The 12,613-nt window shown below is 56.6% G+C and carries 20 protein-coding genes and 1 tRNA gene; 16 read left to right on the forward strand and 5 right to left on the reverse strand.

Annotation, left to right across the window (positions count from 1 at the left end; genetic code table 11):
* Positions 1-138: 138 nt before the first annotated feature.
* The 4 genes from E1297_RS08280 to E1297_RS08295 all read left to right on the forward strand — a co-directional run bounded on the left by E1297_RS08280 (position 139) and on the right by E1297_RS08295 (position 1,946).
* Positions 139-420, forward strand: coding sequence for a hypothetical protein (locus E1297_RS08280; protein ID WP_155136438.1), 282 nt, complete (start codon positions 139-141; stop codon positions 418-420).
* Positions 417-935: an NUDIX hydrolase gene (locus E1297_RS08285; protein ID WP_155136441.1), complete on the forward strand. Its 519-nt coding sequence runs from the start codon at positions 417-419 to the stop codon at positions 933-935. The genes E1297_RS08280 and E1297_RS08285 overlap by 4 nt, the downstream gene beginning before the upstream one ends.
* Before the next feature lie 75 nt (positions 936-1,010).
* The gene (locus E1297_RS08290) at positions 1,011-1,727 is read left to right on the forward strand and encodes a hypothetical protein (protein ID WP_155136444.1); all 717 of its coding nucleotides are present in this window, start codon (positions 1,011-1,013) and stop codon (positions 1,725-1,727) included.
* Between the two features lie 33 nt (positions 1,728-1,760).
* A complete protein-coding gene (locus E1297_RS08295) occupies positions 1,761-1,946 on the forward strand; it encodes a hypothetical protein (RefSeq protein WP_155136447.1) in 186 nt (61 codons plus the stop codon).
* 4 nt (positions 1,947-1,950) lie between these two features.
* Here E1297_RS08295 and E1297_RS08300 read toward each other — a convergent pair whose 3' ends face one another.
* The 3 genes from E1297_RS08300 to E1297_RS08310 all read right to left on the reverse strand — a co-directional run bounded on the left by E1297_RS08300 (position 1,951) and on the right by E1297_RS08310 (position 3,926).
* Positions 1,951-2,253 carry a hypothetical protein gene (locus E1297_RS08300; RefSeq protein ID WP_155136450.1) on the reverse strand — a complete coding sequence of 101 codons (303 nt, stop codon included), beginning with the start codon at positions 2,251-2,253 and terminating at the stop codon, positions 1,951-1,953.
* Between the two features lie 152 nt (positions 2,254-2,405).
* On the reverse strand, positions 2,406-3,428 hold the full coding sequence (locus E1297_RS08305; protein ID WP_155136453.1) for a hypothetical protein: 1,023 nt from the start codon (positions 3,426-3,428) through the stop codon (positions 2,406-2,408).
* Between the two features lie 75 nt (positions 3,429-3,503).
* Complete coding sequence (locus E1297_RS08310) at positions 3,504-3,926, reverse strand: hypothetical protein (protein WP_155136456.1); 423 nt, start codon at positions 3,924-3,926, stop codon at positions 3,504-3,506.
* A 249-nt stretch (positions 3,927-4,175) separates the two neighbouring features.
* Here E1297_RS08310 and E1297_RS08315 point away from each other — a divergent pair, with 249 nt between their 5' ends.
* Positions 4,176-4,838, forward strand: a complete 663-nt coding sequence (locus E1297_RS08315) for a DotI/IcmL/TraM family protein (protein ID WP_196223250.1) — start codon at positions 4,176-4,178, stop codon at positions 4,836-4,838.
* A gap of 4 nt (positions 4,839-4,842) precedes the next feature.
* Positions 4,843-5,400: an SMC-Scp complex subunit ScpB gene (locus E1297_RS08320; RefSeq protein ID WP_155136462.1), complete on the forward strand. Its 558-nt coding sequence runs from the start codon at positions 4,843-4,845 to the stop codon at positions 5,398-5,400.
* On the opposite strand, the gene E1297_RS08325 is transcribed toward E1297_RS08320, so the two are convergent.
* A complete protein-coding gene (locus E1297_RS08325) occupies positions 5,368-5,700 on the reverse strand; it encodes an iron-sulfur cluster assembly accessory protein (RefSeq protein WP_209015705.1) in 333 nt (110 codons plus the stop codon). The two genes, E1297_RS08320 and E1297_RS08325, sit on opposite strands and share 33 nt — an antisense overlap.
* A gap of 98 nt (positions 5,701-5,798) precedes the next feature.
* Between E1297_RS08325 and E1297_RS08330 the strand changes: the two genes are divergently transcribed.
* From E1297_RS08330 to E1297_RS08350, 5 genes are all read left to right on the forward strand, one after another.
* Positions 5,799-6,233 (forward strand): iron-sulfur cluster assembly protein, encoded by a 435-nt coding sequence (locus E1297_RS08330; protein ID WP_155136465.1) that lies wholly within the window; start codon positions 5,799-5,801, stop codon positions 6,231-6,233.
* A 10-nt stretch (positions 6,234-6,243) separates the two neighbouring features.
* A complete protein-coding gene (locus E1297_RS08335) occupies positions 6,244-6,579 on the forward strand; it encodes an iron-sulfur cluster assembly accessory protein (protein WP_155136468.1) in 336 nt (111 codons plus the stop codon).
* Between the two features lie 247 nt (positions 6,580-6,826).
* Complete coding sequence (locus E1297_RS08340) at positions 6,827-7,837, forward strand: hypothetical protein (protein WP_155136471.1); 1,011 nt, start codon at positions 6,827-6,829, stop codon at positions 7,835-7,837.
* Positions 7,821-8,657 (forward strand): hypothetical protein, encoded by an 837-nt coding sequence (locus E1297_RS08345; protein WP_155136474.1) that lies wholly within the window; start codon positions 7,821-7,823, stop codon positions 8,655-8,657. The genes E1297_RS08340 and E1297_RS08345 overlap by 17 nt, the downstream gene beginning before the upstream one ends.
* 229 nt (positions 8,658-8,886) lie before the next feature.
* Complete coding sequence (locus E1297_RS08350) at positions 8,887-9,462, forward strand: hypothetical protein (protein WP_155136477.1); 576 nt, start codon at positions 8,887-8,889, stop codon at positions 9,460-9,462.
* On the opposite strand, the gene E1297_RS08355 is transcribed toward E1297_RS08350, so the two are convergent.
* The gene (locus E1297_RS08355) at positions 9,459-10,535 is read right to left on the reverse strand and encodes a hypothetical protein (RefSeq protein WP_155136480.1); all 1,077 of its coding nucleotides are present in this window, start codon (positions 10,533-10,535) and stop codon (positions 9,459-9,461) included. The two genes, E1297_RS08350 and E1297_RS08355, sit on opposite strands and share 4 nt — an antisense overlap.
* A 134-nt stretch (positions 10,536-10,669) precedes the next feature.
* Between E1297_RS08355 and E1297_RS08360 the strand changes: the two genes are divergently transcribed.
* The 5 genes from E1297_RS08360 (at position 10,670) to E1297_RS08380 (ending at position 12,608) form a co-directional block, all read left to right on the forward strand.
* Positions 10,670-10,996 (forward strand): hypothetical protein, encoded by a 327-nt coding sequence (locus E1297_RS08360; RefSeq protein WP_155136483.1) that lies wholly within the window; start codon positions 10,670-10,672, stop codon positions 10,994-10,996.
* Between the two features lie 105 nt (positions 10,997-11,101).
* Positions 11,102-11,178: transfer RNA gene (locus E1297_RS08365), tRNA-Arg, on the forward strand.
* Between the two features lie 142 nt (positions 11,179-11,320).
* The gene (locus E1297_RS08370) at positions 11,321-11,464 is read left to right on the forward strand and encodes a DUF3563 family protein (RefSeq protein WP_155136486.1); all 144 of its coding nucleotides are present in this window, start codon (positions 11,321-11,323) and stop codon (positions 11,462-11,464) included.
* Positions 11,465-11,753: 289 nt separating this feature from the next.
* Positions 11,754-12,434 (forward strand): group I intron-associated PD-(D/E)XK endonuclease, encoded by a 681-nt coding sequence (locus E1297_RS08375; protein WP_155136489.1) that lies wholly within the window; start codon positions 11,754-11,756, stop codon positions 12,432-12,434.
* Positions 12,435-12,446: 12 nt separating this feature from the next.
* Positions 12,447-12,608, forward strand: coding sequence for a hypothetical protein (locus tag E1297_RS08380; protein WP_155136492.1), 162 nt, complete (start codon positions 12,447-12,449; stop codon positions 12,606-12,608).
* Positions 12,609-12,613: the final 5 nt, after the last annotated feature.

Consider the following 12,613-nt stretch of genomic DNA (forward strand, 5'->3'; position numbering starts at 1 on the left):
GGAGTAAATCTTGATACCGCGCTGCGCGAGGTGCGCTCTTGGTCTCTCCCTGGTGGGGGTGCCGCGCTCCCGGATTATTGACCACCCCCTACCCGGCTAGTAGGATTCGAATTATGAATCCTTAAGAACGGCGGGAACATGCTCCTTCAAGAAATCGAGAAACACAGGAACGACCTTGTCGAATTCCTCGTGTATCCGGAGAAGATGGAGGTGCATCACCTTGTCATGCTCAGTCCGGCGGCCGGGTGCGTGCTCTCCTTCTTCATAGCGGTCATTCCGCACTACGTTAGGCAGATTTGCAGGTATGCCATCATTGCGGCCCTCGTACTCACCACTGGGGTTGGCATCATCGAGGCGACGCCCGATCACGGCGAGCTCTTTGTGGGGCTTAACGATGTCTTGCGCGAGGTGGCTCCGTGACGCGCGAGATCTCGAGGAGAAAAAGGAAGAAGAAGGCGGCCGGGTGCCTCGTTCTGTCCAGAAGGACGGGTCGTTTCCTGTTTTGCAGAAGGCCTGCGGGCGCTCCCGCGGCGGGCAAATGGAGCCTTTGGGCGGGAAAGACGGAACAAGGCGAGAACCCTTCAGAAACCGCACGCCGGGAGCTGTGCGAGGAGACAGGGCTGGAGATCATTGAATTCCCGGAGCACGTCCATCGTATGACAACCTCGGCTTTTCAGTTTGACACCTTTTGCGTGGTCGTTGACGACGAGTTCATGCCTAAGAGAACCGCAGAGAGCGACGGATACGCCTGGGCGCCTCTGGAGGGCGTGCCAACTCCCGTTCACTGGGGACTAGAGAAGCTGCTTTCGGACAAGCGCGCGATATCAATCCTGTCCAAGGTTGTCGAGAGGGAGTCGGGCCGTCCCTGCGCTCCGGAGCCGTTTGGGAAACTCAGGAAAAGCAGGATTCGTGCGCGCCAATCGAGAATGAAATAGCGAATCCTTCAGTATTTTGTTGACTGAATGAATTAATCCTTGATAAGCAGATCGAAACCTTAAGCGGAGTCAGCCATGTCCACATTCACCGTTCACCATCGCAACGACGGATCGTTCGAAGCTGCATCGATTGAAGACCCGATTGTCTACAGGGTCTTGCAGGACGAAAGCATCAAGGGCGGCCCGTGGGTACTCGTGAGCCGGCCCAAGAAGGGCAGTCATGACGGCGCGGTGTTGGGGAGCGTGCTGGAGGGGGCGTTCGAATCCTTGGATTCCGCTCTGGAAAGCGCGGTTTGCAAGGCCGTCGTGGAGGAGGAAGCACCGCGTTTCAGGGTCGAGATGACCGACGGAGCGTCCTTCCAGCGCCCCGGATGTGTTTCGGCGGAGTCCGTTCTCGCCGGACTTGGGTGGATCAACGTACGCGAGATGGTCGGTCGCTTCGTCTTCTCTGGCCCGGAGGAAATGACCGAGGAGGATGCCAGCCATCTCGTCTCCATCGATCTCGACAAAAAGTCGCTCGTCATTGGAAGTATCGATTTCCTCAAGATTGAAGATGGTAACTCCCATTGGTGCGCCGACCTAAAAATCCCTTACAACGGTTTCCTGAGGTCCGAAATTATCGAATCCATGGGAATGAGCGCTTTTTCCGAGCAAGGATTGAATGTAGCCTGCATTGAATGGACGACAAGGGTCCCGGTAAAGAACTGGACGGCTGACATCGTGGACTTGGCTCAATGGAAGATCGCCAACGACCTTACTCGGGATGGGGTCGTTGAAACGGCGGCCGTTTGAGACTGGAAAAGCCCGACCGCAAGGTGATTAAGCATGCAAACCGAGACCGAGACCGAGACCGAGACCGATCAGAATGCGGTAACGGATTCGAAACCCGACCGGGAGCCGGGAGCCGACCCGCTCGTGGACGACATCATCGAAAAGTACTTTCAGGACTTACTTGATCAGACGGAGGTTCCGGAGGACATTATCGAGAAGGTTGCGAAAAGACGGGCCTGAAGGATCAGATTGCAATCCTTGCGGCGAAACGGTTGTGATCAAGGAGGTTGGTTAAAACCTCGGTGACGTTGCGGTTGGCAATGCTTCTAGGACTTCCACGATATCGGGAAGTCTGTCCGCGACGTTTCATTCTCTTACGTTCGACCTCGAACTCGCCAGTGCCCATAAGGGAGACGACATATCCCCTACTCAAGGTTTGGACCTCCATGCCTTCCTCGTCCATACCATCCACTTCCTTAATGTCGAAAACCACCCCTGTTTCGGGGTTTATCCTGGTTGCGGTGGAAATGATGTCTTCCCCGTCCAAAAGGACGGGGTTTCCAGCGCACAGTTCAAATGAAAGAGGGTTGGGAGGTGGTTGCTTCTCACGGCCTATTCGTTCAGAGCAACCTAGAAAGGGAGATCGCGTACTTCACAGGGCAAGCGGGCACTGCACTTCTTTTCGAAAACTGCGACATCTTAAGTGCAGAATCCCGGAAAGGCGGTGTCGTATCCGATGGTATTGACAACCAGACAGATCGAAAACTTCATGTTCACCATCAACACGCCGCCGACGATGAAGACCCCGGCCATCGCATAGGATCCGCCTTGACTACCTTGTTCAGATACACTCTTCATCATCACGATCCCGCGAATGAAGGCCCAGGCTCCGAATAATGCCAAAATCCAGAAAGAATGGGTTACCAGCTCCGCGTATTGCGCCAGCGTTTCACTCTCGTTGGAGACCGAATATTCGAGCAAGGACGATTTGGAAATCAACCCTCCAGCCGTGATGGGGCTATCGGTAATGCCGATGGTCGTGTTGATGAGTGTCAGGAGAAAGGGTGAGTTCATGAGGAGAGCACAGAGAGCCAACCTGACGAAGTGCCCTCCCGTCGTCTCTCGTCTGTCGTTTGACTGAACGATCTTGAATATCGTTGCCGCGAACCCCAGGAAACCGACGAGGAACGTTAGGGCGAACAGTACGTAGACGGCCATCGGGACGATGTTTTTTGCAAGGTTTTCCGCAACGCAGGTCATGGGGGCTGACGCGTCGAGACAGTTTTCGGGGGCCTTGACATTCCTGTTGGTGCCATTCATGAGCTGGTCTAGGAAAGTGCCGGAATCCGTCATGCTGTCGTTGTAGTCGAGGCCTCCGCCGCCGAGCGTTCCGCCACCGCGAACATCGCCCAACAAGGACTTCATTCCCATTCCGGCCGCATCGGGCAACGCAATGAGGATGGCCGCCGCGAGGATGCAGGCGACTCCGGAGCCGTATCCGCCTCCGCCGCGCTCCTGGGAGGCCTCTGCGAGTTTGAAAAGCCCCTTAATGAACAGGAACAGGCCACCCACAGCACTGCAAAAGAAGATCAACATCATGAACGGATTGCCGACGTCGTCGACAAACTGCCCAAGGGTGCTTCCGATAGTCTGAGCGTGCGCGTGTTGGATTTGGGCCGTGAGCAGGAGGGGCGTGAGAATCGCCGGGATGATCTTTTTCATTTCGATTCCTGCATAGAAAAACCGGGACGGGGAACCCCGCCCCGGTGGGCTAAGCGAAGACTGTTTGGTCAAGTCCTAGAATGTTGCGCCGCCGCGATTGGAGATGTCGCCTGTCGCGTCGCCGAAACCGAAGGTTCCGGTAAGCATGCCGGTGAATGCCGGAATGGAGACGAGGCCCGCGCCTACGCAGACGCGCCACAGACCTTCCGAATACTTGACCTGACCGCCCTGGGATTCGGCGGCAGCCTTTAGCTTGATGAGGCCGGTCACGACCATGAAGAGTCCCATAAGGAAACCACCGGCCACGGCGACCTTGCCGACATTACCGATGTCGTTCATCAGGCCATCGGCGGCATCGCCAATGGTGCCGCTTCTGCCGCTTCCGCCGCTTCCGCCGCCACCTCCTTCGAGTTCGGCACGAGCCTCGGACACCATGACGGTCATAATGGCTGCGAGCGCCAGGGGCATGCTGCCGATTTTTTCTACGAATTTGCGCATTGAACTAATCTCCGTCAGTTCGACTCCAGAACCGGCGCAGGAAAATGCGCCCATAAGGAATCGTAGGTTCACGATGAACTCACGACAAGCGCGCCGACGAAAAACCGGAACTCGACGAGATTAATCCTTGTTTTCTGCCATTTTTTGAGATCTCAACATGGTTGAAAGTCGCCGGCGAAACCTTTTCTTTCCCAAGAATGCGCTTCGTGCGACGATTTAATGAGATGTAGACTAGGGAACTTCAAACGGATGCAGAAACCGAATCCTTGGCCCAACGTGGAGGACGTGATCGCGACCAAGTTGCGCGAGAGAGCCTTCGCCAACGTGAGACTTCATTACATTTCCATCCTGATGGTCATGGTGCTCGTCGTAGCCACGGCATCCTGCATCGGGACCGTCGCCTTGTGGGTAAAACCTCCGCAATACGGATACATCCTGACGGAGGACGATGGTCGCATTCTGCCGCTCGTTCCGCTCGACAGGCCAAACCACGAGGATCAATACGTCATCGACTGGACGATCGATGCGATGACCAGGCTCCACTCGATCGACTACATCAATTACCGCACCCAGCTTCAGGAGGCGCGTCACAGTCTGACGACAATGGGGTGGAAGAGCTATCAGGACGCCATGAGGCTGTCCGGAAACTTCAAAGCGATCATCGGCAACCAGTTCGTTACGACGGCGGTCCCTATTGGTCCCGGACGGATCATCAAGACCGGCAACGTGATGGGGCGGTACGCTTGGAAGGTCGAGTTTCCGATGCTTATTTCCTATCGCGCATCCAGGAAGGACCTCAAGGACGCGCTCAAAGTCACTAACCAGGAGCAGACGGTGGCCGTGACGGTTATCAGGGTGCCCGAGTACCTGAACAAGCACGGCCTCGGTATTCGAGCAATCGTGGCGGAGTAGGAGCGTGTCTCTTAAGGCGTTGGAACTAGAACTGGAAGCCCTGCTCGTCGCAACCACCACGCCGCTGAAGCAGGAGGCCTTGAGCCGCGAGATCGGACCGATGTTCGAGAACGCCGTTTCGGAGATTGAGGCCTTTTGGTCGGGGCGCGGCATGACGTTGGGCAAAACCAAGGACGGCATCGCTCTTGTGCCGGATCCGGATTGCATCAGGGTTATCGAGGAGCGCCGGGGCGACCCGATGAGGCACCTGTCCCCGGCCGCCCTTCAAACCCTGTCCTTCATAGCCATCAACCAGCCCGTGACCTACAAGGATATCGAGGGAGCAAGGGGTGTCGTTCTGTCGAAGAAGGTGCTCGACGGACTTATGGACGCGGGATACGTGAGGGCCTCGAGACGCCGTTCGCGCGGTGGAGGGGCGATCAGCTACGTCACGACGGACCATTTTCTGGAGCACTTTGGGCTAACCGCGCTCTCAGACCTGCCGAACCCGGATGAACTGGAGGATTTAACCAATCCGCCGGAAACCGAACTAGACGGAGAAGGAGATGCCGCACCCGCATGAGGAGGTCGCGATCGGGTTCTCGATCTCGAAGCGATCACCCATGAGATCGGACTTCCAGTCGATCACCGCATCCGAAAGGAACGGCGTGCTGACATCGTCGTGGACGAGAACGCCTCCGTCCAGCTCGAGGCGGATGTCGCCTTCCCTCGCGAGGTCGTCCATTTCCATTTCGTACTCGAACCCCTGACAGCCACCTCCCTTGACTCCGATCCTGAAGAAGGCCCCCTCCCTACAGTCAGCGTCCATGAGTTCTCGAATTTTAGCTGCGGCGGCCGGGGTTATGCGCATCGAGTTTACCATCTTCTACGAATCCTTGATTGACTGAAGTCGCTCCTTGGAATTGAGCGAAATACATATATATTCATGAGCGTGATCGAATTCCAGGCGGAGGATTTCATTTGTTTCTGGTATTGAAGGACGAGCAGGAATTAGGCGGGTCTCCGGAACGGTACGATCCGGGACTCGTTGCCAGTCCGTTCAACGACGCAGCCCAATATGAGGCCAGATCCGCAGGAACCGCGGACGGCCAGGCTCCAGCCCCTCTGGACGTTGCGGAGGCGATTACGGACGTCTTCGATCCGGAGATTCCGACCGATGTCTACAATCTGGGACTGATCTATGACATCAACGTCTCGGAGAACGGTGATGTCGGGATTCTCATGACTCTGACCGCGCCGAACTGCCCGGCTGCAGGAATCCTTCCGGGAGAAGTCGCTGAGGCTGCCGCGAGAACCAAGGGGGCGGCGAACGTCGGGGTGAATATTACGTTCGACGTTCCGTGGAATCCGGACATGATGTCCGAGATCGGCCGCGTCGCGTTGGGAATTTACTAAGGAGATGACGATGCTTCCGGCTATTATTGACCTAACCGAAGCCGCTGCGGAGCGGATCGGGAAACTCAGCGCCGAAGGAGGAGGCAAGATCGTGCGCCTTTCGGTCCCGAATTCCGGATGTTCAGGACTGTCGTACAAGCTGGACTACGCCGACGCGCCTGGGCCACACGACGAAAGGATCGAGGCCGGAAAAGGCGCGGCGCTCTACGTGGATCCCTTGGCCATTGTCTTCGTGGCGGGAATGACCATTGACTGGGCAGAGGAGAAGTTTAGCCGAGGATTCGTTTTCAAGAACCCGAACGAGGCTGGTAGATGCGGGTGTGGGGAGAGTTTTAGCGTCGCCTGATGTGGTCCGGCAATTGGGCTTGCGGGCCGAATTTCGTATAATTCCTTATGTTTTTCTGGCGCTCAAGCTTGCCGTTCCTACGGCGAGCAGCGCTCCGATATTTCGACACAAGGCGCTTTGTGTACAGCACGCAGGCGGCCAGACGTGACGGCGGCCTGATTTTTCGTGATTCGAGGCAGCAATAGGAATAGCCAGTTCCTCCGTAGGCATTGTAAGCTATTGATACGAAAAAGGTTCGAGGAACGGAATGGATTCGATCAAAAGACAGGCTTGTCAATCTTTAGGCGTCGACTTCGGGTATTGGGCCGTCGCGTGCGCTTGCCTCTGCGCGGCGCTCGTTTCACAAGGATTCGAGCTGTCTCCATTCGCTCACGTCTTCTTCGAGCCGGAGGAACAGGGGGCAGAAAGCGTTCTGAGACTTCATGAGCTGGATTTTGTCTACGACTGGTTCGTTCACGTCGTGGCCGCTCCTTTCCTTATCGTGGGGATACTCTCCGTCGTCATGAGGAAGGCGTTGCTGTCACCCGGACATCTCGCGGCCGCAAGCGTCGTGACCGCCATCTTCTTCGCTTGGGCGATGGATGCGCCCTTCGCTGCTGACGGTTCGCGAACGGTGGCGGACCGGGTCGACGACGTGCTGCTTTACGGCGCTCTCTTCGCCTTGGTCGCACATCTGGTGTCTTTTGTTTGTCGCCGTTCGATGGCGCTAAGAATAAGGCATTTCGGCATGTTCCTGACGCTCAGCTTCGTTTTTTTTGTTCAGGTCGCCGCTCACGGCAGTCTGGTTCTTGCGAATTTCGGGATGAATAAGGCTGCTGGGCGTGCGTTGGATGTCGTTCTTGATGAAAGATCGATTGAGGAATTGCTTCCCTTGTGTCGATCTTCGGGAAGGATCTGCTTCACACTCGATTCAGAGACCCACGCCTTGGTCCGTACTGGGTCAGATCACGCTGTCCCCACGGGTGTCGTACGGAGCATCGAGAGTGCGATTATGGACTACGGAATCCTTTACGACCAGAATCTGGAAAGGTCGACAACGAGGCTGCGGATCAAGGGTATATCTCAAATCAACGGATCGACCTTCGTAAGCGTCTACAAGGCGGAGGAGAACGGAGCTCTGCTCGTGCTGGCGGATTGGCGCGGCGTGACCTCATCTGGCTACGCGGTTCACACGGGCGTTCTTTCGATCTCGCTGTTGTATCTGCTGATCCCATTCGGCTGGAGAATGATTGAGAGGTCTCATGGCGGGCGTCGATAAGAGGAATGTCCTGGATTGGTCGGTCTTTTCGCTCATGGCGGCACTGGCTCTCTGCGGTCTCTGTCTCATGGTTCTCGATGTCTCGGAACTGACCAGCGGCGCTGCGGACCGGGTTGTCGCCATGCGTTTGGATGTGTGGGCGTTTTGGCTCGTGTCGGGCGGCGCTGCGGCATGCGTGTTTGGTGGACTTTTCCCTGACCGTCAGTTCACTACCCTGATTCTTTCCGTGTTTCCGGCCGTCATTGCCAGAACTTTAGGGGAGGTGCCGACCGGAAACACGGCGCACATGGCGTATGCGTGGAGCGCTATGATCTTGGTTGGTGTCTCTTATTTCGCCGCCAAACGGCAATTTCGTGAAAGTCCGTCGGCGATTTCGCTGGAACGCCTCATGGCGGCGGGTCTGCTGGTTTGCGGTGTCGTAACGATCGGGATCCTGCCGCCAATCTTGACCGCGACTTCGGATCGGCTCGTGGTCGATTTCGTCGTTGGCACCCTGCCCTATCTGCGTTTCGAGGAGGTTTGCGGAATGCCCGGCGTCGTTTGTGCCTCTGAGGCGGCGACAAACGGGGTGAGTGTGCTATTGGAGACGGGGTCGGATGCCCGACTGTTTGTCACGTTTGATCCCATACGAACATTTTTCGTACTGACAGATGCACCCGGAGTCCCGGAAATCAGACTGGAAGGATTTGCAAACTACGGCTTCGCCATGAGGTCTGTCCCGGGAATCATCTTCGGCATGTTGTTCGTCGCCTCCCGCCTTACGACGGCCTGGATTTCGGTCATTCACAGGACAGAGATGCGCAAGATCCGGCATCGTTGATTTGGCTGCTTCGTACTTCATGAATTCAGTCGTAAATTGAACGGCTTGACGGAATTCAGAAGATCTGGTGTCCGCTTTTTTGGCCGCTTCGTACTCCATCATTTCGGTCGTGAATTCACATACTTGATGGAATTCAACAAGATCTGGCGTCCGCTTTTTTGGCCGCTTCTCCATGCGCATTTGTGCCAGGCGAAAAGCGATGCAACCCTCTTTCACAGAGGTGAGTATAATGGACTTTCACGAATTGATGACCCCGGCCGCGCGTCGGCAGAACGAATCCATGGCAGACGAGATCGAGCGCATCTACGAGCTTTCCGACAGGTGGCTGGCGGCGGATCTCGTGCGTTTGGCGCGCAAGGCGAAGGAATTAGAGCCGGATCTATACGCCAGAGTTGGAACGATAGAGCATGATCTCGTGTCGAACATCATTCCGGAGATTGCCGCGCGTCTGGGTGAAACCAACTTCAAACCCGATGAAAGAGGCGGAGGTGTACGTGGTCTTCAGGGCTGGGAGCTCAGGCTTCGGGCAGGAGCCTGCTTTGAGAGCGCCGGTTTCTCAACGGCTGGGCGAACGGAGGACAAACCGGGTGTGATCGAGGTCCTGCTTCATGAGCCGGACAACGGAAACCCGGTCGGAATCGCGCTCGACAGGGTAGTCCCGGCGCACGATGCCGATGACGATTACTTCGCCTCGACGGTTCGCGAGGTCGCGAGATATCGCGGTCACGGCGATTTCGCCATGTGGACGCCGAGCTTGACGGAACGGTCCTACGATAGGACAGCCGCGGTGGGGCCGCGCTTCTAGTTTCCGAACAACAGACCGGAGGAATCGGGGTTAAGAACCTTGGGTTCGTCCGGAATTTGTTTCAAGATCCGGTATTCCTCGGCCTGTTCGGCGAAATACGAGGCGACCGAGTTTTTCTTGTTCGCCTCCTCGTAGGTCATGGTGATCCTGTTCGTGCCTCCGGCGCCGCCATAGGCGCGGAATACCAGATCAGCTCTCCCGTCGCTCAATGTCATGTCACCTTCGCCGGTGGTGCGGTTAATGCTCGATCCGCCACTCGATCCGAAGCGCGCCTGAAGGCTGTTGAAAAGATTGACAGCCGTCTCGGTCATGTTCTCCCCATTGGCTTCCAGATGAACGCGTGTGACAATCCACGGGGCGTGTATCGTTGCCCGATCGACATCGGCCAGATGCTCGCAGTAGGGGATCTGATCCGAACAGTCGCTCATGATGCCCGTTCCGGGAAGACGCTTCCTGGCTCCGTAGAACTGGATGTCCGTCGCCCTCCCCTGCATTCCCATCGCGAAGGCACCGATGTTTGGCCTGAGGGTGACCGTGAGAGTGAAATTCTGTCCCATTAGAGCCACCGGGCGAACGCGAAGGACAATCGGTTCCCACAAGATGAGTTCCTTCGCTGCCGGATGGTTGGCCGCGAAACCGAGTTTCCTGATGTCGGGTCCGGGTGTATTTTCCGCCGCCGCCTGAACGACGTTTCCGAGCACTCGAGCGAAGGCCATGCCGTCCTCGTCGAGAACTGGACCATCGGACTGGGGGAGCAACCCCTGAACCAGCTCGACGATTCGCTCGGCGGGAAGTGTTTGTCCATCGAAGTTCGTATCCCAGGACTTGTGGACGTTGGTATGCGGAAACCAGACATTGAAGCGCACGTTTCCGGGGAGTTGCTGGATCCGGCACCAAGCCGTCATGAGATCGTCGCTCGCGTAAAAGCCGAGAAACCACGGAAGGCTGGTCGTGTTGGAGTAATCGAACACAACGCAGACTTCGTCCTGCTTGATGCCCTCGGCATGTGTCGCAGTAAGGGGCAAAAGAAGCGAAAGAGCGACGCATGAGGTTTTGAAGAGATTTCGAAGCATTGATACGCCTTCGTGTGTTCGATGGTCGACCCAAATGGTCGCACTCGCGGCCGCGCCAATCAAGCAAGGTTTCGTTGACAAAACGCCCCGCTCGGTGTGCAATTTTGAAGAATTCAATATCGGAAGGCTCGACCATGGCACAGGCCCAGCAGAAAAAAAACGTCCGGAAGCCCGCGACGGCGCCAGGCATCCGGAAGGACTTCAACCGCCTCGAGGCCGCATCGAAACCATGGTGGACTGAAGCTCTGTCGGTCGCTCAGAAGTGCGCGGCTCTCGCTTTCGCGCCGTTCCGTCTGGTTGTGGCGGCACTGGATGCCGCCGTCGCGGGTTGTTTTCTCGGTCTCGTCGTGGTTGTCTGGATGTGGTGGACGGAGCGAATTCCCGACCAGCTGGTCTCCGAAGTAGTCGCGAAGGTCGGGGACCGCATTCTAGCCATCGTGAAGGACTCCGGGATCATCTGAACCGTACGCTGGAACCTCCGTCTTTCAGGGCAGGAAAGACGTTAACTAGCGAATCCCAAAAGCGGTGTTGACACGAATCCTTGAGTTGAATAGAAACATCGCATCGGCCCCGTAGCTCAGTAGGATAGAGCGAGCGCCTCCTAAGCGCTAGGCCACTGGTTCGAATCCAGTCGGGGTCACCATTCCTCTTCACATCGAGAGACGTCGGACCCGTCGAGCCATGCGCGATACGTCGGTCCGCCATCCAGTTTGCCAGATTGCCATTGTTGCACCGCGATATTAAAATTGGGAAATGAAGCTAGACATGTATGGAAGGAAATAAGGATGTTCCAGCAACTTCGTAAAATCGCCAGCACCCTTCGCGTTCCGACGCGTCGGGAGCGTGTCGAGATATACCTAGGCCAGGCAACGGACAGATACGATCTGGAATTCCGCATGCAGCAGGTCAGTCGCGGTGAAGTGTTTTAGTCACTGCTCCCGAGTTCAACGTTAAGCGGTCATCAGCCGTTCGGAAGGGCGTTTTGTTGAGCGGGGCGCCTTTCTTGCGTCCGGCGGTGTGTCGCGGCGCAGCATTCGGGGAGCGAAGCCGCACGGACGACCACGCTGAACCCATGATTCGCCCAAAATCATCCGCCCGAATGTCGACCGAATCCTTGTACTTATACATTTCGTCCACTTTTTAAAGGATTCGCATTGCCAATCTTCAGGGATTAGGTTCCAATAAACAGAGTTACATGTTTACGGAGACCCGGCCGACATGCCGAAAAAGAGCCATCACACCGACAAGAAGCCTGAGGTCATTCGGCTTCGGGCCGAATTGAGGCTGGGCATGAAGGAGATCCGTCTGCGCACTGGGGTTCCTCAGTCGACCCTACACCATTGGCTCAAGGATCACCCTCTTACAGAGCAGGAGCAGCGCGATGTCATTGTGAAGGCTCCGCGTTACGTCGCTCCGAAGAAGGCTCTGAATTCCGAGGGCCGCACGCCATTAAAGATCGCCGACGACATCTCCACGAGCAGGCTTGGAGCCGCCGCGGAATGCTTCGTAAAGGGTCGGCTCAATCTCCTGAACCTGACGGTCGTGGAGTGCACCGCGGACGGCGACGTAGTGGATGTCTACGTTCGCCGGGACGGCGGTCAGAGGGTCGCTTTCATTCAGGTGCGGGTTACCCAGAAGCCCGAGAACAAGGCCGGGCTCCCCTACATCTCCCTCCGTCGTTACAGGAAGGGTAGGTCGAACAATTTTAACAAGGGCGATTTCCACTTCCTGGCGGGATACTGCAGGGAAAACGACAGCGCCTATGTGTTCTCCTTCGACGAGGTCAAGGATAAGGTGAACACGGTCACGATACGTGAGGAAGCCCGGGAGACGTGGGAGCCGCTCATTGAATGGCTCGAGCGCCAAGACGCGTTGCTGGAGCAGCTCGAAGCGGCGTAGGAGTTGTTCACAATGGGTCTGACAGATTACGCCACCCTGCCAAGTGGCACGTACGGACGGAACGTAAAGTTCCCGAACCCGAAGCCATATCGCAAGGCGCTGGCGGCGCTGAAGCGCTACCAGCGCGATCAGTCGCGAAGAAAGGATCTGCCAACCGGGCCAAGGCCCGGGTGAAGGTT

It is taken from the genome of Roseibium sp. RKSG952 (genome assembly GCF_009711355.1).